Annotated in this window: 15 protein-coding genes; 8 read left to right on the plus strand and 7 right to left on the minus strand. The window is 52.0% G+C overall.

Going from position 1 to position 22,144, the window contains the following annotated elements; all coding sequences use genetic code 11:
- Nucleotides 1–61 precede the first annotated feature (61 nt).
- Nucleotides 62–901: a DMT family transporter gene (locus C5610_RS06965; RefSeq protein WP_105306542.1), complete on the plus strand. Its 840-nt coding sequence runs from the start codon at nucleotides 62–64 to the stop codon at nucleotides 899–901.
- A gap of 61 nt (nucleotides 902–962) precedes the next feature.
- Here C5610_RS06965 and eda read toward each other — a convergent pair whose 3' ends face one another.
- Genes eda through zwf form a run of 5 tightly spaced genes read right to left on the minus strand, consistent with a single transcriptional unit; the run spans nucleotide 963 to nucleotide 6,515 of the window.
- Nucleotides 963–1,517, minus strand: a complete 555-nt coding sequence (eda, locus tag C5610_RS06970; RefSeq protein WP_105306543.1) for a bifunctional 4-hydroxy-2-oxoglutarate aldolase/2-dehydro-3-deoxy-phosphogluconate aldolase — start codon at nucleotides 1,515–1,517, stop codon at nucleotides 963–965.
- A gap of 13 nt (nucleotides 1,518–1,530) precedes the next feature.
- Entirely contained in the window at nucleotides 1,531–2,535 is a 1,005-nt protein-coding gene (gene glk / locus C5610_RS06975) for a glucokinase (protein WP_105306544.1), read from the minus strand.
- The gene (gene edd / locus C5610_RS06980) at nucleotides 2,522–4,360 is read right to left on the minus strand and encodes a phosphogluconate dehydratase (RefSeq protein WP_105306545.1); all 1,839 of its coding nucleotides are present in this window, start codon (nucleotides 4,358–4,360) and stop codon (nucleotides 2,522–2,524) included. The genes glk and edd overlap by 14 nt, the downstream gene beginning before the upstream one ends.
- A gap of 9 nt (nucleotides 4,361–4,369) precedes the next feature.
- Nucleotides 4,370–5,047: a 6-phosphogluconolactonase gene (pgl, locus tag C5610_RS06985; RefSeq protein WP_158682672.1), complete on the minus strand. Its 678-nt coding sequence runs from the start codon at nucleotides 5,045–5,047 to the stop codon at nucleotides 4,370–4,372.
- Between the two features lie 13 nt (nucleotides 5,048–5,060).
- Complete coding sequence (gene zwf, locus C5610_RS06990) at nucleotides 5,061–6,515, minus strand: glucose-6-phosphate dehydrogenase (RefSeq protein WP_262339795.1); 1,455 nt, start codon at nucleotides 6,513–6,515, stop codon at nucleotides 5,061–5,063.
- 161 nt (nucleotides 6,516–6,676) lie between these two features.
- On the opposite strand from zwf, the gene hexR reads away from it, so the two are divergent.
- The 4 genes from hexR to C5610_RS07010 all read left to right on the plus strand — a co-directional run bounded on the left by hexR (nucleotide 6,677) and on the right by C5610_RS07010 (nucleotide 14,372).
- Nucleotides 6,677–7,537, plus strand: a complete 861-nt coding sequence (gene hexR / locus C5610_RS06995; RefSeq protein WP_105306548.1) for a transcriptional regulator HexR — start codon at nucleotides 6,677–6,679, stop codon at nucleotides 7,535–7,537.
- Between the two features lie 13 nt (nucleotides 7,538–7,550).
- Nucleotides 7,551–8,567 (plus strand): type I glyceraldehyde-3-phosphate dehydrogenase, encoded by a 1,017-nt coding sequence (gene gap / locus C5610_RS07000; RefSeq protein ID WP_105306549.1) that lies wholly within the window; start codon nucleotides 7,551–7,553, stop codon nucleotides 8,565–8,567.
- Between the two features lie 150 nt (nucleotides 8,568–8,717).
- Nucleotides 8,718–11,360 carry a glycoside hydrolase family 16 protein gene (locus C5610_RS07005; protein WP_105306550.1) on the plus strand — a complete coding sequence of 881 codons (2,643 nt, stop codon included), beginning with the start codon at nucleotides 8,718–8,720 and terminating at the stop codon, nucleotides 11,358–11,360.
- A 30-nt stretch (nucleotides 11,361–11,390) separates the two neighbouring features.
- Nucleotides 11,391–14,372, plus strand: coding sequence for a TonB-dependent receptor (locus C5610_RS07010; RefSeq protein ID WP_105306551.1), 2,982 nt, complete (start codon nucleotides 11,391–11,393; stop codon nucleotides 14,370–14,372).
- 103 nt (nucleotides 14,373–14,475) lie between these two features.
- Here C5610_RS07010 and C5610_RS07015 read toward each other — a convergent pair whose 3' ends face one another.
- The gene (locus C5610_RS07015) at nucleotides 14,476–17,007 is read right to left on the minus strand and encodes a glycoside hydrolase family 3 protein (protein WP_105306552.1); all 2,532 of its coding nucleotides are present in this window, start codon (nucleotides 17,005–17,007) and stop codon (nucleotides 14,476–14,478) included.
- Nucleotides 17,007–18,278, minus strand: a complete 1,272-nt coding sequence (locus C5610_RS07020) for a sugar MFS transporter (RefSeq protein ID WP_105306553.1) — start codon at nucleotides 18,276–18,278, stop codon at nucleotides 17,007–17,009. The genes C5610_RS07015 and C5610_RS07020 overlap by 1 nt, the downstream gene beginning before the upstream one ends.
- A 129-nt stretch (nucleotides 18,279–18,407) precedes the next feature.
- Between C5610_RS07020 and C5610_RS07025 the strand changes: the two genes are divergently transcribed.
- From C5610_RS07025 to C5610_RS07035, 3 genes are read left to right on the plus strand one after another with little or no spacing between them, the layout of a single operon-like run.
- Nucleotides 18,408–19,781, plus strand: coding sequence for a GH1 family beta-glucosidase (locus C5610_RS07025; RefSeq protein WP_105307740.1), 1,374 nt, complete (start codon nucleotides 18,408–18,410; stop codon nucleotides 19,779–19,781).
- Nucleotides 19,775–21,112 (plus strand): glycoside-pentoside-hexuronide (GPH):cation symporter, encoded by a 1,338-nt coding sequence (locus tag C5610_RS07030; protein ID WP_105306554.1) that lies wholly within the window; start codon nucleotides 19,775–19,777, stop codon nucleotides 21,110–21,112. The genes C5610_RS07025 and C5610_RS07030 overlap by 7 nt, the downstream gene beginning before the upstream one ends.
- 2 nt (nucleotides 21,113–21,114) lie before the next feature.
- Complete coding sequence (locus tag C5610_RS07035; protein ID WP_105306555.1) at nucleotides 21,115–22,125, plus strand: LacI family DNA-binding transcriptional regulator; 1,011 nt, start codon at nucleotides 21,115–21,117, stop codon at nucleotides 22,123–22,125.
- Nucleotides 22,126–22,144 lie beyond the last annotated feature (19 nt).

Below are 22,144 nucleotides of genomic sequence, written 5' to 3' on the forward strand. Positions count from 1 at the left end.
AGGCTGACCTAAAATACCGGTCCATGCAAGAGCTAGTGAGTGCAGTCAAGGAGGTAAGGCTATGGATCGTTCATTGGTGTGGGCTATTTTGCTGTTAGTGCTGGGCAATAACGTGGTGATTCTATCGGACTCGTTGATCAAATTATTGGACGGTTTTGAAGCCCCCTTTCAATTTGTGCTGTACCGCCAGTTAAGTGCCACATTGATGCTGTTACCGGTCATGCTGTTTTTCAAGCGCCCTTTGTTGCCCAAAAAGTTACGTTGGCACGCAACGCGCGCGCATATTTTTCTGCTGGGCACGGTTTTTATGGTGATTTCCCTGACCACGTTGCCGCTTGCGACGGCTAACGCCATTTTCTACGCGGCGCCGGTCATTACCGTGGTGTTGGCGCGGTGGCTGTTCAAGGAAAAGGTGACGGTGCTATCGCTGGCGACCGCCGCGCTTGGCATGGTGGGTGTTCTGGTCATCATTAATCCCACCTCGGCGAATATTTTTGCATTAGCGGCATTGATCGCGGCAACCACGTTAGCGTTGAATAACCTGCTGATTAAAAAGCTGCCGATCGAACACGGCATTATCGATACCTTATACCTAACCAATTTGTTGGGTGTCCCGACCGCTACTGTGTTAGCGATCGTTGAGGGCGCTGCGTTTGATCGGAATACCTTTATGATTGCGATAGGCTCAAGTCTGTTCGCCATGATCTATGCAGGGACTTGCGTTTACGCCTATCGGGCAGCGGAGAGCAATAAGGTAACCAGTGCTGAATACACCGGCTTGATAGGAGCAGTGCTGCTCGGTATGTTGTTCTTCGCCGAACAGCCTGACGCCCGTTTTTACATCGGCAGCCTGCTGATTGTGGTACCGCTGACTTTGCTGACGCTTAAGTCGCGAGCCTAACGTGCGCCGGAGGCGCACGCTAACAGCCGGATTGTAGCGTGCGCCTTCGGCGCACGCAGTGTCAGATGATCCAGCTGCCGCCGACGCAGGCTACGTTCGGCAACGCGAGGTAGTCTTTATAGTTGGCTTCGTTGATGCCACCGGTGGGGCAGAAAGTGATGTCTGCGAGCGGTGCGCTGATAGCCTTTAGCAATTTAACACCGCCAACGGCTTCGGCCGGGAACAACTTGAATTCTGTGTAGCCATACTGCATACCGTTCATAGCCTCGGACACCGTCGCCACGCCCGGGATCAATGGGATGTCTGCAGTAGCTCCTGCTTTTAGCAAGGCATCAGTAGCCCCTGGGCTAATCGCAAATTGCGCGCCGGCGGCAATCACCGATTGCAGTTGCTCGTCGTTAAGCACCGTGCCGGCCCCCACCAGCGCGTGAGGCAATTCGCGACGCATTTCTTCGATGGCATGAATTGCCGCCGACGTCCGCAACGTTACCTCGAGCACTTCAAAGCCCTGTTTGTAAAGCTTGCGGCCAAGCTCTACCGCACTCTCCACGTTGTCCACGGTCATCACTGGAATGATGGTTGCGCGCGCAAAAATATCTTTAGCCGTTAATGTCATCTGTTTTACTTTCCTATGATTTTTGACGTTGCTGTAAGCGTTGTTTTAAATACTGCGCAACACCGCGCATACCGGCATGCTCTGCGGTAATCACATAACATGGGATGGACTCGGCGAGGTTACAGAACCGCCCTTTTTGTTCAAATCGCGCACGAAACTCAGACGCCGCCATCAATGGCAACAACTTAGGCACCACACCACCAGCGATGTAAACGCCACCGCGGGTATTCAGCGTCAGTGCAAGATTGCCGGCAAAGCTGCCTAAACTGGCAAAAAATTGCTCGACCGCCTCGACAGCAATCGCGTCACAGGCACTGAGTGCACGAGCGCCAATGGTTTTTGCCCGCAACGGCGGAACCGCGCGGTCGTGATACGCCGCAATGGCCTGGTACAGATTCTCCAGCCCTGGCCCGGACAACACCCGCTCCGCCGATACCCGACCGTCAAAACGACGCGACAGAAACTCGTATATTGCCCATTCTTTATCGTTAATCGGTGCCCAGTCGGCATGCCCACCCTCGCCCGGTAATGGCATTACATCGCCACCGGGGAGTGTGATCAAATGCCCGACACCCAGCCCGGTACCAGCACCCAAAACCGCTTTCGGCGCATCGTCCTGCTTAGCACCGCCACCAATTTTTTTCTGCTCGCTTTTATCCAGCGTCACCAGGCTCATGGCGGCGGCCGCAAAATCATTTAACACAATAAAGCTTTTCAACCCCAGTGCGCGTTTGGTGCCCTCAACCGAAAATTGCCAGTGATGATTGGTCATCTGAATCGCATCGCCTTCAGCCGGACAGGCGATGGCAATGGCTACATGCTCCAACGCCACTTGTTGCTGCTCGCGGTAGGCGATCATCGCATCGGTCAGGTTCAGGTATTCCGCACAAGGGAATACCTGAATCCGGTCCATCTCAAAGGTACTTAAACAAATGCGTCCAAAGCGGGCGTTGGTACCACCGATATCCGCTACTACCGCAAAGCCCTCGCTTGGAGGCGTATGTTCACTGCTCACCATATTCTGAATCTTCCTTAAATAAGACACTGGCGCCCTGTTCTGCACCGCTGAAACTGGCGCGTAGGTTACCAAAAAGTTCGCGTCCCATGCCAAAATGGCTGTCGCTTAAATCAATACTTTCTGGTTCACGTTGTGCCAATTCCTGCTCATCGACTAATAACGACAGTTCGCCGGTAAGGAAGTCCACCTTCACTCTATCACCGTCGCGTACTTTCGCGATAAGCCCACCGTCGACCGCTTCCGGGGTAACGTGAATGGCCGCAGGCACTTTACCCGATGCACCGGACATACGTCCATCCGTAACCAGCGCCACTTTATAGCCACGCTGTTGCAGGACGCTCAGTGGCGGCGTCAGTTTATGCAGTTCAGGCATGCCGATGGCTTTAGGTCCCTGATACTTCACCACGACCACACAGTCCTTATCGAGTTTGCCCGCTTTAAACGCCGCATCGAGATCATGCTGGTCGGTAAACACCACCGCCGGTGCCGTTACCGGCTCAATGTCTTCCGGCAAGGATGAGGTTTTGATCACCGCGCGGCCTAAATTGCCGTCCAGCACTTTGAGGCCGCCGTGATCACTGAACGGTCGGCTACAAGGCCGAAGCACGTCGTCATCGAGCGACTCCTGACCCACTTCTACCCAGGTTAATTTCCCGTCATCGTCCAAGGTCGGTCGTTTGGTGTACATATCAAGACCACGACCTACAACCGTTTCAACGTCGTTGTGTAACAACCCGGCATCGCGCAGTTCGCGAGTAAGAAATGCCATACCACCCGCACGCTGGAAATAGTTGATGTCAGCCTGCCCGTTCGGATAAATACGCGTCAACATCGGTGTTACCGAGGACAATTCCTCGAAGTCACTCCAGTTAATCAAATAGCCGGCAGCTCGGGCGATGGCAATGATGTGCATGGTGTGATTGGTTGAGCCGCCGGTTGCCAGCAAGCCGACGATGCCATTGACCAGACTTTTTGCGGTCACGATTTCGCTGATTGGGCGATAATCACTGCCCAGATCCGTAATACGTGTTACATGTTGTGCGGCCGCGCGAGTCAGTTGCTCGCGCAGTTCACTGCCCGGATTGACAAAGGATGAGCCCGGCAGGTGCAGCCCCATTAATTCGACCACTAACTGGTTAGAGTTCGCCGTGCCATAGAAGGTGCAGGTACCGGCACTGTGATATGACGCCGCTTCTGCGTCCAACAACTGATCTTTACCCACTTTGCCTTCGGCGTAAAGTTCGCGAATGCGCGCTTTTTCTTTGTTAGGAATACCGGACGGCATCGGCCCTGCCGGAACGAAAATAAACGGCAGATGACCAAAACTCAACGCCGAAATCAACAAGCCCGGTACGATTTTGTCACAGATCCCCAGCATCAGGCCGCCGTCGAACATGTTATGTGACAAACTCACGGCACTGGCCATGGCAATGACATCACGGCTGAGCAGGCTTAAATCCATGCCGGGTTGGCCCTGAGTCACACCGTCACACATTGCCGGCACGCCGCCGGCCACTTGCGCAACGCTGCCAACCTCTCGAATCGCTTGCTTAATTTTATCCGGGTAATCGTGGTACGGCTGGTGCGCCGATAACATGTCGTTATACGCAGTAACAATGCCGATATTGGCTTTGATCAGACTGCGCAGTTCCTGTTTTTCCTCTTTGCCACACGCGGCAAAGCCGTGGGCCAGGTTACCGCAAGACAAGGCTCCGCGGTGCGGCCCTTTTTTGCGCGCGGCAGCCATGCGCGCCAGATAGTCACGGCGCGTCGCGGCACTGCGCTGTTCGATTCGTTGCGTTACGGCTTCAACCGTTGGGTTCATCATAACCTCCTAAGCAGCGCTGTAATAAACTTCCGTAGGGACAGCCTGTTGCTGTACAAATTCCCCTAACGGCAACGCCGGCTGTTGGTTTGCTTCAATTTGTTTAAACACCTGCAGTTTTTTCTCACCGCAGAAGTGTACATAAATATGCTGACTGTTGAGCAGTCGCGATTTGGTCAGGCTGACACGGGCATAGGGCGCACGGGTTGGGTGCGTTGCGATAACGGCTTCATCCGTGTGCAGCCCCTGTTCCAGTTCAGCGCAGTCCGGAAACAACGAGGCCGTATGTCCATCATCGCCCATGCCCAAAATGACTACGTCAAACCGTGGCAGCTCTGCCAACTGTTTTGACAGCACCGGCGCAGCATTTTCAGCTTGCTCATGGCCGGTGAATAAAGTGATGTAATTGGCCTTGGCGGCTTTATTCTTTAACAATACGGTTTTGATCAGTTTGTCGTTACTGTCGTTCGAGTCGGGCAATACCCAGCGTTCGTCAGCCAGCAAAACCGTGACATGCTTCCAGTCAATGTCAGTATGCGACAGACGCTGAAATAATGGTTTGGGTGTATTACCGCCGGAAACCACTAAATACGCATGACCCCGCTCGGCAATGGCGTCGCTCAACTGGCGGCTCACCTGCTTACAGAGGGTTTCAGACAGTTGCTCGTTGCTCTCAAAAGTTTTCACAGACATATCCTCGTTATTCATCCCATTCTCTGCCGTCTTGTGCTAATAAAGATACCGCTGCCACTGGCCCCCAGCTACCAGCCGGATACGGCTTCGGCGTTGCTTCCGTAGTTTCCCAGGCGGCGATGATGCTATCGACCCAATCCCATGCGTGTTCGACTTCCTGGCGATGCACAAACAGGTACTGGTTGCCGTGCATAACTTCTAGCAGCAGTCGTTCATAAGCGTCGGCAATACGTTTCTTTTTAAAGGTCTCGTCAAAACTTAAGTCGAGCGTGGTCGCCTTAAGTTGCATGCGTTTACCCAAACCCGGGATCTTATTCAGCATTTGCACCTCAACGCCTTCGTCGGGCTGCAAGCGAATGATCAATTTGTTCGGGGGAAGATCCGGCAAGGTTTCGTGGAAAATATTGTGCGGCTGTTTTTTGAAGGTGATCACGACTTCACTTCGCTTTTCCGGCATTCGCTTTCCGGTACGTAAATAAAACGGTACCCCCGCCCAACGCCAGTTATCGATATGAGCCTTTAACGCGACAAAGGTTTCGGTACTGCTGTTCTCGCGCGCGTTCGGCTCGTCTAAATAACCCGGTACCTTTTTGTCACCGGCAAAGCCGCTGGTGTACTGACCACGCACCGTTAACTGTTGACTGTTGCTGTGGTTAATCGGTCGCAGCGATTTCAGCACCTTTAACTTCTCGTCACGAATGCTCTCCGCATCCAGTCGCGACGGTGGCTCCATCGCAATTAATGACAACACCTGCAATAAGTGATTTTGCACCATGTCCCGTAGCTGACCGGCGTCGTCGTAGTAACTCCAGCGCCCTTCAACACCAACTTGCTCTGCCGCCGTGATCTGCACGTGATCCACCGCATTGTGATCCCAGTTATTGGAAAACAGTGAGTTGGCAAAGCGCAGTGCAAGTAGGTTGAGTACCGTTTCCTTACCCAGATAATGATCAATACGATAGATTTGTGACTCGTTAAAGTGCGCACCCACGTGCTCGTTGATTTCCTTTGACGAGGCAAGGTTATGACCAATGGGTTTTTCCAGGATGATACGTGCGGGTTCGGCGTTCAGGCCGACCTCACTCAGCCCGGCACAAATTGCGGAATACAGTGCCGGCGGTGTCGCCAGGTAGTAAATCCGCTGGCGTTTTTGCTCAGTTGCGGCCTGCGTATTCAGTACAGTAGCCAGATTCTGATAACTTTCGGTATCGGTAAAATCCAGCGCGACAAAATGAAAGCGTTTACAAAAGCGCGCCAAACTATCGGTTTCAATGGCATCGGCAGCAACAAACTGCCGTACGATATCCTCAACCTTCTGATTAACTTTTGAGGCTTCGAACGATTCGCGGGCTACGCCAACAATACGACTGTCAGCCGCGATCAGTCCCGCTTTCTCCAGTTGATAGAGTGCAGGTATCAGTTTGCGTCGGGCGAGGTCGCCTAACGCACCAAAAAGCACCATGTCACAACACTTTGGGCAGTCTTTTGTCATTGGTTTATCCACTCGGGCTATGGCTTTTTTGTAATTTTACTACATTTCTATTCACACTTTAGCAACTTTTGCGTTAGGATGGCAAACATTAATGTAATTAAATTACAAATCGTATTTCAGGAATTGTGTCCATGAACATAGTGCAAACGGTGCGTGAACGCCTACCGGATTTAAGCAAAAATGAATACAAAGTCGCTCAGGTGGTACTGAATGATCCCGAGGCCATCATTCATACCTCGACAGCGACCCTGGCACAGACCGCCGCCGTCAGTGAGCCGACCATCAATCGGTTCTGCCGCCGCATTGGCTGCAAAGGTTTCCCTGACTTTAAGTTGCAGTTGGCTCAGCAACTCGCTAAAGGCACCTCTTACGTCAACTCACAGATCAATGACGACGATTCGGTGGCCGACGTCACCGATAAAATTTTTGCGGCCACACAATCAGCATTGGCCACAGCCCGCGAAAAAATAGACCGCGACGCAGTAGAGGCCACCATAAATTGCCTGGTCGAGGCGCGCAAAATCTCCTTTTTCGGTTATGGCGCATCGGCATCGGTCGCCCATGATGCCCAGAACAAATTTGCCCGCTTCACAACACCGGCCATTTATTCCGATGACCATTTGGTACAAAAGGTCGCCGCGATTAACAGCCTGCCCGGTGATGTGGTGCTTTGCTTTAGTCATACCGGACGCACCAAGATGTTGTGCGAGATTGCGCAACTTGCGCATGAAAATGGCGCGACAGTGATCGGCATCACCGCCAAAGACAGTCCGCTGGCTAAATTCTGTCATATCGTCGTCAGCACTGAGGTTCCGGAAGACACTGATCACTACATGCCAATGGCATCCCGTATCGCCCAAATGGTGCTCATCGATGCCATCGTTGCCGGTTTCGCCCTGGCTCACGGCGACGATATGAAACAACGTTTAGCTCGAGTTAAGGCTGGCTTGAAAGATTCGCGCTACCCAGCCAATCCATCAAATAACAAATAAGTAAGGACATCCCATGACAATTAAAGTTGCGATTAATGGTTTTGGCCGTATTGGTAAAAATATTGCCCGTGCCATTTTTGAAGGTGGTTTACAGGATCAGTTCGAATTGGTTGCCATTAACGACCTGGGTGATCCGAAAACCCTCGCTCACCTGCTGAAGTTCGACACCGTACACGGTCAATTTGCTGCTGACATCAGTGCGACCGACGACAGCCTATCGATTAATCAACATCAAGTGCGCGTTTTCTCGGAGCGTGATCCGGCACAATTACCATGGCAACAGCTGGACATTGATGTGGTTTTGGAATGTACCGGGTTGTTTACCAACCGCGCCGGTGCCGAAAAACACCTCACAGCGGGTGCCAAAAAGGTATTGATTTCAGCTCCGGCAAAAGACGTCGACGGATTGTTTGTTTACGGTGTGAACCATCAGGATATGACCGCTGATATGCGCATTATCTCGAACGCCTCTTGCACCACCAACTGTCTGGCACCAATCGCAAAACCCCTGAACCAAGCTCTCGGCATCGACAATGCGCTGATGACCACTGTGCACGCCTACACCAATGATCAGTGTTTGCTGGACGCCTACCACAGCGATCTGCAACGCGCCCGCGCCGCAGCACAGTCTATGATTCCGTCGAAAACCGGCGCAGCCGCTGCCATTGGCCTGGTGATCCCGGAACTTGCCGGTAAATTTGACGGGCTGGCCGTACGCGTACCAACACCGAATGTGTCACTGGTTGATTTAAGTTTTATCGCCGGTCGCGACACCAGTGTCGACGAAGTGAATGACATCATCCGTCAGGCTGCCGCACAAAGTCCATTATCTGAGGTGCTAAGCATCAATGAATTACCACTGGTTTCCAGTGACTTTAACCACTCACCCTATTCCAGTGTTTTTGATGTTAAACAGACCCGTGTTAATGGTCGCTTGGTAAAAGTCATGGCCTGGTACGATAACGAATGGGGCTTTAGCCAACGCATGCTGGACAATGCGAGGTACTTGATCGGCATCAGTCGTAAATAATTTGATGCAATCTTTTTGCAATAATTTGGCTGCATTGATTGACGATGTTATTTTCTTGTTCTATTTTGTGAAAGCGCTTACATTAAATGTTTAAAAAACGCACAAAGCATCACTAAACAAGAACAAGAATGACTAACCAGGAATTCAGTTATGAAGCCAACAAATCTAACACGCACCCCACTGGCGCTCGCTTTTGTAGCGCTTGGTCTAGCCGGCTGTGGTGGCGACAGTGTTGAAACAAACACGCAGTATACGCAAATTGATACAACCGCCCCGGTCGATGAGTGGGAGCTGGTCTGGAGTGATGACTTCGAAGGCAATGCCATTGACGAAAACAAATGGAACTTTGAAGTCAACTGCCAGGGCGGCGGAAACAACGAACAGCAGTGTTACACCGACTCGTCGGAAAACGCTTATGTCTCGGATGGTACGCTAAAAATTGTCGCGTTGCCTGCCGGCGAAGATGCGGAAGGCAATTTGCCTTACACTTCGGCGCGCTTGAACAGCAAGAACAAAGGCGACTTCAAATACGGTCGCATTGAAGTGCGTGCTAAACTGCCGGAAGGACAAGGCTCCTGGCCGGCGGTTTGGATGATGCCGACAGATTCTGTTTACGGCGGTTGGCCGAAATCCGGTGAAATCGATATTGTCGAAGCGGTTAACCTAAAAACCGTTGACGAAGAAGGCAACGTTGAAAACAACGTACACGGTACCCTGCACTATGGTCGGGACTGGCCTAACAACGCCTCTTCTGGCAAAGCTTATCAACTGCCTGACGGCGTAAACCCAGCCGACGATTTCCATACCTATGCGATCGAGTGGCAAGAAGGCGAAATTCGTTGGTATGTCGATGGCTATTTGTATCAAACACAACGCGACTCTCAGGTTCGTTATAACAGCAAGGGTGAAGCCATTGGTCTGAACCACCAAGGCTGGTTTACGGAGTATTACGATCAGTCCACCGGTGAATTAAAAGTGGACTATGGCCCTGCTCCCTATGATCAGCGTTTTTATGTGATCATGAACTTAGCGGTCGGCGGCGACTGGCCGGAAAATACCAATAACCTGGGTATTAATGAAAGCGCTTTCGCTGAAGGCCAGACGTTAGAAATTGATTACATTAATGTCTACCAGTGTAATCAAAACCCGGATACCGGCAAAGGCTGTGAAACCCTCCGTGCTGGCTATGACGACGAAGAAACCCTCGTTACCGGTAAAGCTCCTATCCCTTCTCCACCCTCCACTACCGTAGAAAACCTGACCATTTTTGATGGCACACCGAATCCAAATTGGCCGGCGTGGGATTGCTGTGGTGGTTCTACCCCAGCGCTGATTGACGATGCCGATAAGGGTCAGGTCTATCAGTTTGTGGTTAACGACACGCCGACGGTAAACGGTTTTATTTCCCGTGAAGAGTTCATCACGGACGAAAACGGACAGCCGCAACCCTTTGACGCTAGCGGCATGATCGAGTCAGGTAGCATCAGCTTTGACATGAAGGTAACTTCTGCGCCCAGCGACGGTTCCGCAAGCTGGTTGTTCAAGGTTGAAAGTGACCGCGCCGCAACCTTTGCTGAATTGCCGATTACCGAGAGCGCCGAGGGCGTTGCTCCGGTCGTTGGTGAATGGCAGACCTATACCTTCCCACTGCAACAACTGGTTGATGCCGGCCTCGAGCCATCGGCCATTGATGCGTTCATGGTATTCCCGTCCTGGGGGTTGGGCGCAGGTGCTGAGTACCTGATGACCAACGTTGAAATCACTTCACCGGAAGCTGAATCACCGGAACTGGTGCTGTTCGACGACCAGCAAAATCCGGACTGGCCACTGTGGGACTGCTGTGGTGGAACCACGCCACAAGAGGTCGTGGATGAAGAACGCGGTGTTGTTGGCGAATTTGAGATTGGTGCCACTCCAACGGTAGTCGGCTTTAAGCCAGCGGATGGTTCAGGCATTCAGTTTGATGCATCGGCGCTGCTCGTCGAGGGTGTTATCCAATTTGATATGAAAGTGGTTTCCAGCCCGAATGATCCAAACTCAGTATGGATGTTTAAGGTTGAGTCGAACGGCGCTGAAACCTTCGCCGAAGTTGAGCTGGCCAGCGGTAATGGCGGTCAGGCACCCACCACCGGCGAATGGCAAACTTACACCTTCCCGCTGCAACAACTGGCGGACGAAGGACTGGATGTGTCAGCCATCGACGTAATCATGATGTTCCCTGCCTGGGGTACCGGCGAAGGCGCGGTATTCCGTGTTGATGAAGCGCGCATTTACGATCCGAGCGCAGGTTCTGATGAAATCACCATCTTTGACGAAGAAGTGAACGCAGACTGGACACTGTGGGACTGCTGTGCCGGTTCAACGCCACAAGTTGTTGAAGCCGAAGCGCCCTACAACAACGTTGCCCAGTTCGAAATTCTCGGCTCTCCGGAAACTGTGTTAGGCTTCCTCGCCAATGACGGCGCCACCTTTGATGCATCGGCATTGCTCGCCAACGGCGCCATCAGTTTTGATATGCGTGTCGTCGATCAACCCAGCGGTGCTGACGCGCAGTGGTTAGTAAAAGTCGAATCGTCTGGTGCAGCGACAGCGGTGGAGGTGCCGTTATCATCCGGTAACTATGGCGAAGAGCCCGTTGCTGGTGAATGGGCAACCTACAACTTTACCCTGCAGTCGTTATTCGATGCCGGTCTGGATATCAGCGACATCAGCGTGATCATGATTTTCCCAACCTGGGGTCAATCATCAGGCGCTGTGTATCAAGTTGATAACCTGAGCATCGAAAACTTTTAATCGGTACGACAAACAGAAATGGACAAGATAATGAAAAAACCACTTATGTTTAGCAAAAGCCCAGTCGCGGCAGCCGTCTCAGTCGTACTGAGTGCCGGTCTGATCTTTCCTACGTTTGCACAAGAGCAGGCGGCAGAATCTGCAGAAACCGCACAAACAGAGCAACAACTGCAGGAACGTGAACAAAATGCGATGGAAGTCATCAACGTTCAGGGTATACGCGGCAGTTTGTCGCGTTCTACGGCCTTTAAACGCCAGTCCTCTGGCGTTGTTGACGGCATTTCCGCTGAAGAAATGGGTAAATTCCCGGATACCAACCTAGCGGAATCGCTGCAGCGTATTACCGGTGTATCGATCAGCCGTAACGACGGTGAAGGCAGCCAAATCACCGTGCGTGGTTTTGGCCCCGAGTTTAACCTGGTAACCCTGAACGGCCGACAAATGCCATCCACCGGTTACTCGCGCTCGTACAACATGGAGGCATTGTCCTCCGAAAACGTCACCGCGCTGGAAGTTTATAAAACTGCGCGCGCAGCGATGCCAACCGGTGGCCTGGGAGCGACCGTGAATATCGTAACGACTCGGCCTTTCCAGCAGTCAGAAGGTCAGTTTGTGGTCATGGGCAAAGCCCTGCACGACAGTTCCGTTGACACCGGCGACTCAGTAACCCCTGAGTTGGCGGCGATTTACAGTGACACCTTTGCTGATGATATGTTTGGCGTGGCTCTGTCATTGTCTCAGCACCGTCGTGACTTCCAACAACAGTATGCCAACATCCAGGGCTGGCAGGCGAACGTCGGCTTGCCCGATCTTGAAGAGGGTGAGTTTACCGACCCCCGCCCTATCGGTGAAGACGGCGAGCGCATTGGCAACCACTTCTTCCCGAAAGACATGAACTATGGTTTTACCGATGTTCAGAACGAACGTACTAATGGCCAGTTGACGCTGCAATTCGCGCCGACTGACAGCATGGTATTGACCGCAGATTACACGGGATCGCGCCGTACCTCGGGTCGAGTGGGTTACGGCTGGGGTATCTGGAATGAGTTTGGTGGCAACATCAATTCTTACATTCTGGATGAAAACGGTACCGCGGTGTATGCCGATATCGCCGGTAACGATGCCTCGTTTACCGCGAACTGGGACACCACGGAAATCGAAGCCGACTCTATCGGTCTTAACCTGAGTTGGGATCTTACCCCCGACTTAAACCTTTGGGTTGACGTACACGACTCCAGTAACAAAATTGACAATGGCGCCGATAAGGGCATTAACTCAACCGGCCAAATCATTCTTGGTTCGGATCAGTTGCGCACCAAAATCTACGATTATCGTACTGGCGAAATCCCGCAGGCAAGCGTGCTTTGGAACAACGGTACCAATGTGCTGGCACCAGGCGAAATCGACTCTAACTTCAGCCAGTTTTTGCGTAACCCAGGCGAAACCAACATCAAGCAATACCAAGTGGAAGCCACCTGGTACAACTCTGCCTGGAGCATTCCGCTGGTATCGATTAAAGGTGGTTTGAGCCGTACCGACCAAGATATGCAAGGCGCCAGCTATTGGAGTGGTTTGGTTGGTGGTCCGGGCTTTAACCCAAGCTATACGCACATTTTCCCGGACGGTATGTTCGAATATCACACCACTGACGGCTTTTTGGATGAGTTTGTCGGCGGCGGTAGTGATTTAGCGCAAAACTATTACTACACCTACGACATCGCAGAAGCGCTGGCTCGTCAGGCAAACTTCATCACCGATGGTGATAATGCCTTTATTGTCGGTTTGCCACCGGGCTCATTGGATGGCCTGACCGGCTTGAACGAAACCACCGACGCGGCGTTTATTCAATCCCAGTGGGAGTTTGACCTTGCCGGCTTCTTTACACAGGTGAATTTTGGCGTTCGTTACGAGCAGACCGATGTCACCAGTGTGGTTCGCCAATTGGTTGAACAGCAAGTTAACTGGACCAGCCCATCCGAATGGATCATGCAATACGAGGGTGGTGAACCACGGCTGTTAACACAGACGGGTGAGCACGACGTATTCCTGCCGATGTTCGATGTAAAGATGGACTTGACGGAAGACCTGGTCGGCCGTTTCTCTACCGGTAAAACCATCGCCCGTGCGCCGCTTGGCAAACTGGCAGGAGCTCGTAGCCTGAGCGGAAGTCCTAAACCGGGGGCTCGCAGCGGCAGCAATGGTAACCCTAACCTATTGCCGTTTGAGTCACTGAACTTCGACTTATCGCTTGAATATTACTATGGCGAAGGCAGTTACGCGTCCATTGGCTACTTCAAGAAGAAAGTCGATAACTACATTCAGGACACCATTACTGAGACCACCATAGAAGGTCTGCGTGACATTTTCGAAGGTCCGCGCTACCAACAAGCGATTGCTGATATTGAGGCGCGTGGTGAACAAGCGACTTCAACGGCTATCTTTGAACAGATGCTGGCCAATGGTCATGGCAACGAAAACGGTGTAATCGAGCCGAATGCCGATGATCCGCTGATGGTCTGGAACATCAGCCAACCAACCAACACTCGGGAAAAGTCAGTTGATGGTTTTGAAGTTGCCGTACAACACCTATTTGGTGAATCTGGCTTTGGTTTTGGCGCAAACGCCACCGTAGTTGATGGCGACGTTGGTTTTAACAATGAAAGCCTCGAGCAACAGGCACCGCTGGTCGGTCTCAGTGACTCGGCCAACCTGCAGTTATTCTATGAAAACTATGGTTGGTCTGTACGGGCGACTTACGCGTGGCGTGACAGCTACTTATTGGGTGTCGGTCAAGCGCAGGGCTCTTCTGATGCACCACCGCAATACGCGCGTGCCTTTGGCCAGTGGGATCTGAGCGTTAACTACGACGTAACCGAACAACTGACAGTGTTCTTTGAAGGTATCAACCTGAACAACGAAACCGAGCAAGGCTACGGTCGTTATGAAGAGCAATTCCTGTTTGCTCGTCAGTACGGTCCTCGCTATGCATTAGGTGCACGTTACACCTTCTAAGACAACAAGCACTAAGGCGCTGCCTTTTCCCTGGGGGTAGCGCCCATTAAAAAGGGCCGACATCCAAAGATGTCGGCCCTTTTTTATTGCCTTTAGGGAGAAACTAGTTCCCCAAACAAATAACGTCCTGTTGTGGCTGTGCCTGCGTCATGCGAATGTCGCGAATGCGTACTTCGGCTTGTCCAGCCGTTTGCAGACGGAAGATCTCGCCAAGTTTGGCCACATCAACACCGTCATCGGCCAGACAGGAAACCGAAAAATCGAGCTGCTGCCACTCGGTTTGCTGCGGGTTAATACCATCTTCAGCCAGGTATTGACGAATATTGTATTGTCCCTGACAAGCATCAGCACCACAATTAAAGGCAAGATCTAATGCCTCGTCATCGGCAAAGCTTGCGTCAAGCGTTACCGACAGCACCCCTTGGTCGTTGGCAAAAGCCCGTAAATCACGCGGGAACGGACTGACAAAGGTGAAAAAGCCCGGCTGTTGCCCGTCAAAACGGAATAACCTTGCGTCTTCCTGCACACGATCATCGAAGGTTTCGGTGGTCACACCGTTCAATGACTGAATGCTGCTGGTGACTTCAGTGCGGCCTTCAGCGTGGCCAATATGCAAGCTCCACGGATCTTGCGGAGCGCGTTCAAACACCACCGCATCAGCCTGCGCTACGGCATCACCAAAATCCGTCGGCAAGGTATCTGAAACCTCAGTGCTGTCGTCGTAGCTCAAACCATAACCCAGCTTAAACAGCGGATCATAGGGTTGCTGGTCGGCATTCAGGCGCCCTTGTGCTGGTGTTTTTGGCCAGGAGAACGGTAATTTTCCACGCACCGGATAACGGGCTTCGCCGTTTTCATCGGCAATAATCACGTCCGCGACACCCTGCCCTTCGGAGCCCGGTAACCAAGCCGCAACGAACGCATCTGACGCATTAAGTTCTGGATTAACGTACATCGGACGACCGCTGATGAACACCGAAACCACAGGGATCCCCTGCGCCTTCAATTGTTCCAGCAGCGCTTGGTCGGTTGGGTTACCGCGTTGATAATCAACGTTATCGATATCACCGTTACCTTCCGCGTACGGCGTTTCACCGTAAACGACCACCGCGACGTCAGGCTTTTGCTGGTACTCGCCATCCACGGCCAACTCTACCGAACCGCCCATACCAGTGACCGCATCGGCGATGCCCTGATAAATGGAAGTGCCGCCCGGAAAGTCATCGTTGCTGTTACCAGTACCCTGCCAACTGATGGTCCAGCCACCGGACTGCTGACCGATATTATCGGCTGCCGGGCCGGCCACCAAAATGCGCTGATTGGGATTGAGCGGCAACAAGTTTTCGTTATTTTTCAACAGTACTAACGACTCGCGAACGGCTTGACGCGCGATTGCTCGATGTTCTTCTGCACCAATTAACTCGGTTTTTCCGGACAACGGACGTTGCGCCGGACTTGGCTTATCAAATAAACCAGCGCGAATTTTAACCCGCAGGATACGGCGCACCGCATCGTCAACCCGAGCTTCGCTAATCGTACCGTCTTTAACCTGAGCAATCAGGTTCTCGTACAGCGGCTTCCACGCTTGGGTTGGCACCATGTACATATCCAGACCGGCATTTGCCGCCTGTGGACAGTTGTCATTGCGACAACCCTCAATTTGGCCATGACCGTTCCAGTCGCCAACGACGAAACCGTCAAAGCCCATTTTTTCTTTAAGTACGTCCGTTAACAGGTACTCATCACCATGAATTTTTTCGCCATTCCAACTGTTAAAGCTGGCCATGACCGTTTGTGCGCCGGCCTGCAAACCGCCGACGTAACCTTGTGCATGGTAATCGAACAACTCCTGTTCCGAAATCTCGGTGTTGCCCTGGTCGATACCGTCGGTGGTGCCGCCATCGCCAATAAAGTGCTTAACGGTACTGATGACATGGCGTTCATCAAGAAAGTTTTTACCGACCTCGCCTTGCAACCCTTTGACGATTGCTGCCGAATAATCGTGCACGATTTGTGGATCTTCCGAGTAGCTCTCGTAGGTGCGCCCCCAACGTACATCACGGGCAACGGCAACCGTCGGCGCAAACACCCAATCGATACCGGTTACCATCACTTCGGTTGCGGTGACACCGGCAATGTCTTCAATAAGATCCGGGTTGTTCGCAGCCCCTAAACCGATATTGTGCGGAAAAATCGTTGCGCCAATTACGTTATTATGGCCGTGAACCGCATCGGTGCCCCACATGGTCGGAATATCGATACCGTCAACGCTGTCATCGACCGACGCCTGATACATGGATTCAGCCAGTGCAATCCAATCTTGCGGTGTCGCGTACTTGTCGTTGTTCGGGAACGCTCCACCACCGTTAAGATAGGAACCAAAGCCATACTTACGCATGTCCTCGACCGTGATGTCACGGATCTCTGGCTGGATCATCTGCGCCACTTTTTGTTCCAGTGTCATTTTAGCCAGCATCTCATCGATGCGTTGTTCGACCGTTGGCTCTTGAGCAACCGGTAACTTAAGCTGCGGCCAAATGTCGTTGCCGGCGCTTTGGGTGTTGGTCGCGTCTGAGCAGCCGGCCACTGCCGTCGTTGCCAGGGCAATGGCCGTGTAAAGATACGAAAGCTTCATTAAGCCGTCTCCTTTTCATCCAGCATACGTTTGAAGGCACCCGGTCGATGGCCACGAAAACCGTAAAACGCAATGTAGACATAACACAGCAATGGCAGAATGAAGGCGAATTGGACACTGGTCATGTCCGCCAGCACACCCTGCAACAACGGCACAATGGCACCACCGACAATGGCCAGACACAAAATGCCGGAGCCCTGACTGGTGCTTTCTTTCAAGTTATGTAGCGCAAGACTGAAAATGGTCGGGAACATAATGGAGTTACACAAACCGACGAACAACAACGACCACATCGCCAGTGCACCGGAACTGTTCATGCTGATGGCAACCAATGCAACCGCGCAACTGGCGTTAAACAGCAGTACCCGATTACCGGCAAACTTCTGCATCACCGCAGCACCGATAAATCGGCCCACCATAGCGCCACCGAAATACCAGGAAATGTAATGCGATGCTTGTGAACTGGACATATTGCCGATATCTGACTGCGACAGGTAGATCGCCAGGAAGCTGCCGATACCGACTTCGGCACCGACATAAACAAAGATACCAATGGCTCCCAGCACCAAGTGCTTTTGTCCCCAGGCGCCGCCTTTTGTTGGTAACGCCGCGGCTTGGTCAACTTTGCCCATCTCCGGCAATTTTAATTTTACAAACACGATGGCCATCAATACCAGTGTCGCTGCCAGAATGAAGTACGGCAGGGATACCGTGTCCTTGCTAACGCCGGATACTTCCGGATCAGCAACACCACCAAAAATTAACCAGGCGCCAAAAAACGGTGCCACGGTGGTGCCCAGCGAGTTGAATGCCTGCGTCATGGTCAGGCGACTGGACGAGGTCTTTTCCGGCCCCAGTCGGGTCACGTATGGGTTTGCCGCAACTTGCAGAATGGTCACGCCGGAGGCGAGAATAAACAGCGCCAATAAAAACAGGCCATAAATTTCCAACATCGCAGCAGGATAAAACAGTACGCAGCCTGCACCGGCAATTAACAGCCCGGTGACAATCCCCATCTTATAACCAATTTTTCCGACCATTAACCCGGCCGGAATTGAAATAATGAAATAGGCTCCGAAGAAACAGAACTGGATCAACATCGACTGCGTGTAGTTCAGGTCGAACAATAAACGCAGGTATGGAATCAGAATATCATTGAGACAGGTAATGAATCCCCAAATAAAAAATAGCGAAGTGAGCGCAGTCAGAGCAAAACGATAGTTGTTATCGCTGCCCTCGCCTACTAGCGCCGAGGTTTGCGGCGTTGTCATAATTCCCTCTTAATATTATTTTATTTTTTTGACGATGGTTAAAACACCATCTACTATGATGTAAGCGCTTTCATGTATAGCATATTTGATTCGTTTCGCAATGAAAACCCGTTTATTTCGCAGGTGAATATGAAAAAAATAACGATTAATGATCGATCCCCCTTATTAACGTCCGATTTTGTGTTTGGGGTGGCTACGTCTTCCTTTCAAATCGAAGGCGACAGCGACGGGCGAGCCACCTGCATTTGGGATACCTTTTGTCGCCAGACCGGCACAATCAAAGACAACAGTAACGGTGATCACGCCTGCGAACACGTCAAATACTGGCAACAGGATGTCGAACTGATTGCCAGCCTCGGTGTCGATGCGTATCGCTTATCGATTGCCTGGGGACGAGTTATCAACGAAGATGAAAGCATAAATCAACAGGGGCTGCAATTCTATCGCAAGCTTGTACAAGCACTGGCCAGCCGCGGTATCAAAACCCACGTTACCCTATACCACTGGGACTTACCGCAGTATTTAGAGGATAGAGGCGGCTGGCTTAATCGCGAAACGGCTTATCGCTTTGCCGAATACGCCGAGGCGGTCGCACAAGCGCTTGGTAACTCGGTGGCCAGTTACGCCACCATCAACGAACCTTTTTGCAGTGCTTACCTGGGCTATGAAGCCGGTATTCATGCGCCGGGACCACAGCCCGGTAACCGTCGCAAGAATGGCCGCCAGGCGGCGCACCATATTCTGCTGGCACACGGCCTGGCCCTGCCCAAACTCCGTCAACACGCACCACAGGCGCAACACGGTATTGTGCTGAATTTCAGCCCCTGTCATGCGGCTTCCGCTGCTGAGCAGGATAAACGTGCCGCCAAACAGGCACACGCCTACCATAACCTTTGGTATCTACAACCGCTGTTACAGGGCAGCTACCCGGACCTGTTACAACAGTTACAGCCCGAAGAGCGACCTGAAATTATCGACGGTGATATGGCGGTGATCGCCAGGCCGATCGATTTCCTCGGCGTTAACTATTACACCCGCACTACCTTCAAAGGCACCGAAAATGGCTGGTTCAAAGACATCCCGCCGAGCGGTGATGGACTTACCACCATGGGCTGGGAGGTCTATCCGCAGGGCTTGACAGAGATCCTGACAGAGCTTACAAAGACCTATGCGAATCTGCCTCCGATTTACATCACAGAAAACGGTGCGGCTTACCCGGATCCGGTCATCGATGGCAACATTCATGACCCACAGCGCATCGACTATTTCCAGCAGCATTTGACGGCAGTCGAGCAAAGTATGCAGCAAGGGGTTGATATTCGTGGCTACTTCATTTGGAGCCTGATGGACAATTTTGAATGGGCCGAGGGTTACACCCAGCGCTTTGGCATCGTGCATGTTGATTTTAAAACGCAACAACGACGCCTTAAAGACAGTGCAAAAGCCTGGCAACAACTCTTACTTGAGAGAAAACATAAGATGATTGCAACGGAACCATGTTAACGCGCCGCGAAAAAGTAGCCTACGGATTAGGCGACACTGCCAGCAACATCATCTTCCAGACGGTTATGTTGTTTCTGGCTTTTTTTTACACGGATGTTTTTGGTATCCCGGCGGCGGCCGTTGGAACCATGTTTTTGCTGGTACGGCTACTGGACGCCGTCACTGATCCGTTAATGGGGCTGATTACCGACCGTACCCGTTCTCGCCATGGCCAATTTCGTCCTTACCTATTGTGGATGGCCTTACCTTTTGCTTTTTTCAGTGTACTCGCGTTTACCACACCCGACTTTTCCACCAACGGCAAAATTGTCTATGCCTACGCCACCTATGGGTTGTTAATGCTGGCTTATACCGCCATTAATATCCCTTACTCGGCGTTAGGCGGCGTTTTAACCGCTGACCCACTGGAACGCGTTTCGGTGCAGTCGTATCGATTTGTGTTCGGTATGCTGGGGGGATTACTGGTGACAACCACCACCCTGCCGTTGGTCGAATGGCTGGGCGCCGGCGACAATGTCAGTGGTTATCAGCTGACCATTGCCGTACTCAGCGCACTGGGCGTGGTGCTCTTTATTCTGTGCTTTGCCGGTACCAAAGAACGGTTAACCGCGCGCCATACCGGCAATATGAAATTAACGGAAGGGCTGGCACTACTCTGGCACAACCCACAGTGGCGCCGCTTATCACTGGCAGCACTGTTGGTGCTGACCGGCATTGCACTAAAAAACACGCTGGCCATTTATTACGTCAAGTACTACCTGTTACGCGAAGACATGGTGACGATGTTTGTAAGTATTGGCATGGTCGGCAACATTTTAGGCTGCGCCAGTGCCCAATGGATAACCCGATACATTGACAAAGTGACAGCTTATATCAGCATTCAGGTTGTTTCCGCCATCATCTGCGCAGCCGCCTTCTGGGTACCGGCAGAGCAGTTCGTGCTGGCTACCGCACTGTACTTCTTCTGGGGCTTTTTCCTGCAAATGGGGACACCAATGCTGTGGGCCAAAATGGCTGACGTGGTTGATTACGGTTTCTGGAAATTTGGCGTCCGCGCCACCGGTATGGTGTATTCGTCGGTTATTTTCTTTATCAAACTCGGTCTGGCACTCGGTGGCGCCATTGCCGGCTGGTGGCTAGCCTTTTATAACTACGTACCCGATCAGCTACAACCCGTTGCCACGCAACAGGGTATTCTGATCGCCTTTGCCTTATTGCCGGCCTTAGCCTCGCTGCTTGTCGCTTATGTGATGCGCGGGTACACTCTTACCCAACCCAAGGTTCAGGAAATTAACCGAGTTCTGGATCTCAATGCAGGGGAGCAAAACTGAACATGGCGACCATTTACGAAGTATCCAAACTTGCCGGCGTATCACTCGCCACAGTATCGCGTGTGCTGAACAAAAACACGCCAGTACGCGAGGAAACACGACTCAAAGTATTAGCGGCGGTCGAGAAGCTAGGCTATCAGCCAAATTCAGTGGCACAGTCACTGGCCTCAAATCGCTCAAACAGTATTGGTATTGTCGTACCTGAACTCAATGGTCCGTTTTTCGGTACCCTGCTCAGCGATATCGAGAACCGTTTTCGACAGGCGGGCAAACACGTCATTATTGCCGCCGGCCACAGTGACGAAAAACTCGAAAAGGACAGTATCGCGTTTTTACAAAGCCGTAACTGTGATGCCCTTATTCTGCATGTTGAGGCAGTCAGCGACGACTACTTGGTTGAATTAATGCAAAAGAAGGTGCGTTTTGTCTTGATTAACCGCTTTGTAGCTCCGCTTTACGATCGCTGTATTACCTTAAATAACCAACACGGCGGTTATCTCGCAACACGGCATATCCTCGAGCACGGTCACCGGCACATTGGTTATATTTCGGGGCCTATGTGGAAGCACGACGCCGACCAGCGTTACAAGGGGCATATTCGAGCCTTGACAGAGTTCGGCTTAGAACCCTCCGAACAACGGTTTTATGAGGGCGACTACCATGAGAAAAGCGGTGAAACCGGCGCCCGTATCCTGTTAGAGAATGATCCGTCAATTACCGCATTGGTTTGTGCCAACGACGAAATGGCGGCCGGTGCGCTGACAGCGGCACGCGAGCTTGGCCGTGAGTTACCGGCGGATTTGTCGATTATGGGTTTTGATAACGTGAACTTTTCACACTATACCCATCCAAAACTGACGACTGTAAATTATCCGGTCGGAGGTATGGGGGAAATGGCGGCGCAGTTAATCCTAAAACGCGTTTATGACCAAAAAGTAGACGCGATTCAAACGGTGTTTGAACCGCGTGTGATTGAGCGTTGTTCGGTAGGCCCCGCTCCAGACGAGGCCTAACCGTTGGTGGCTGTTTAAA

The sequence above is a fragment of the Idiomarina sp. OT37-5b genome (assembly GCF_002968395.1).
GTDB lineage: Bacteria > Pseudomonadota > Gammaproteobacteria > Enterobacterales > Alteromonadaceae > Idiomarina > Idiomarina aquatica.

Coding starts and splice junctions, on each gene's coding strand:
- C5610_RS07030 (WP_105306554.1), top strand. CDS start 19,775: ATGTTAACGCGCCGCGAAAAAGTAGCCTACGGATTAGGCGACACTGCC.
- edd (WP_105306545.1), bottom strand. CDS start 4,360: ATGAACCCAACGGTTGAAGCCGTAACGCAACGAATCGAACAGCGCAGT.
- hexR (WP_105306548.1), top strand. CDS start 6,677: ATGAACATAGTGCAAACGGTGCGTGAACGCCTACCGGATTTAAGCAAA.
- C5610_RS07020 (WP_105306553.1), bottom strand. CDS start 18,278: ATGACAACGCCGCAAACCTCGGCGCTAGTAGGCGAGGGCAGCGATAAC.
- C5610_RS07010 (WP_105306551.1), top strand. CDS start 11,391: ATGAAAAAACCACTTATGTTTAGCAAAAGCCCAGTCGCGGCAGCCGTC.
- gap (WP_105306549.1), top strand. CDS start 7,551: ATGACAATTAAAGTTGCGATTAATGGTTTTGGCCGTATTGGTAAAAAT.
- C5610_RS07035 (WP_105306555.1), top strand. CDS start 21,115: ATGGCGACCATTTACGAAGTATCCAAACTTGCCGGCGTATCACTCGCC.
- C5610_RS06965 (WP_105306542.1), top strand. CDS start 62: ATGGATCGTTCATTGGTGTGGGCTATTTTGCTGTTAGTGCTGGGCAAT.
- C5610_RS07005 (WP_105306550.1), top strand. CDS start 8,718: ATGAAGCCAACAAATCTAACACGCACCCCACTGGCGCTCGCTTTTGTA.
- C5610_RS07015 (WP_105306552.1), bottom strand. CDS start 17,007: ATGAAGCTTTCGTATCTTTACACGGCCATTGCCCTGGCAACGACGGCA.
- C5610_RS07025 (WP_105307740.1), top strand. CDS start 18,408: ATGAAAAAAATAACGATTAATGATCGATCCCCCTTATTAACGTCCGAT.
- eda (WP_105306543.1), bottom strand. CDS start 1,517: ATGACATTAACGGCTAAAGATATTTTTGCGCGCGCAACCATCATTCCA.
- glk (WP_105306544.1), bottom strand. CDS start 2,535: ATGGTGAGCAGTGAACATACGCCTCCAAGCGAGGGCTTTGCGGTAGTA.
- zwf (WP_262339795.1), bottom strand. CDS start 6,515: ATGGTGCTTTTTGGTGCGTTAGGCGACCTCGCCCGACGCAAACTGATA.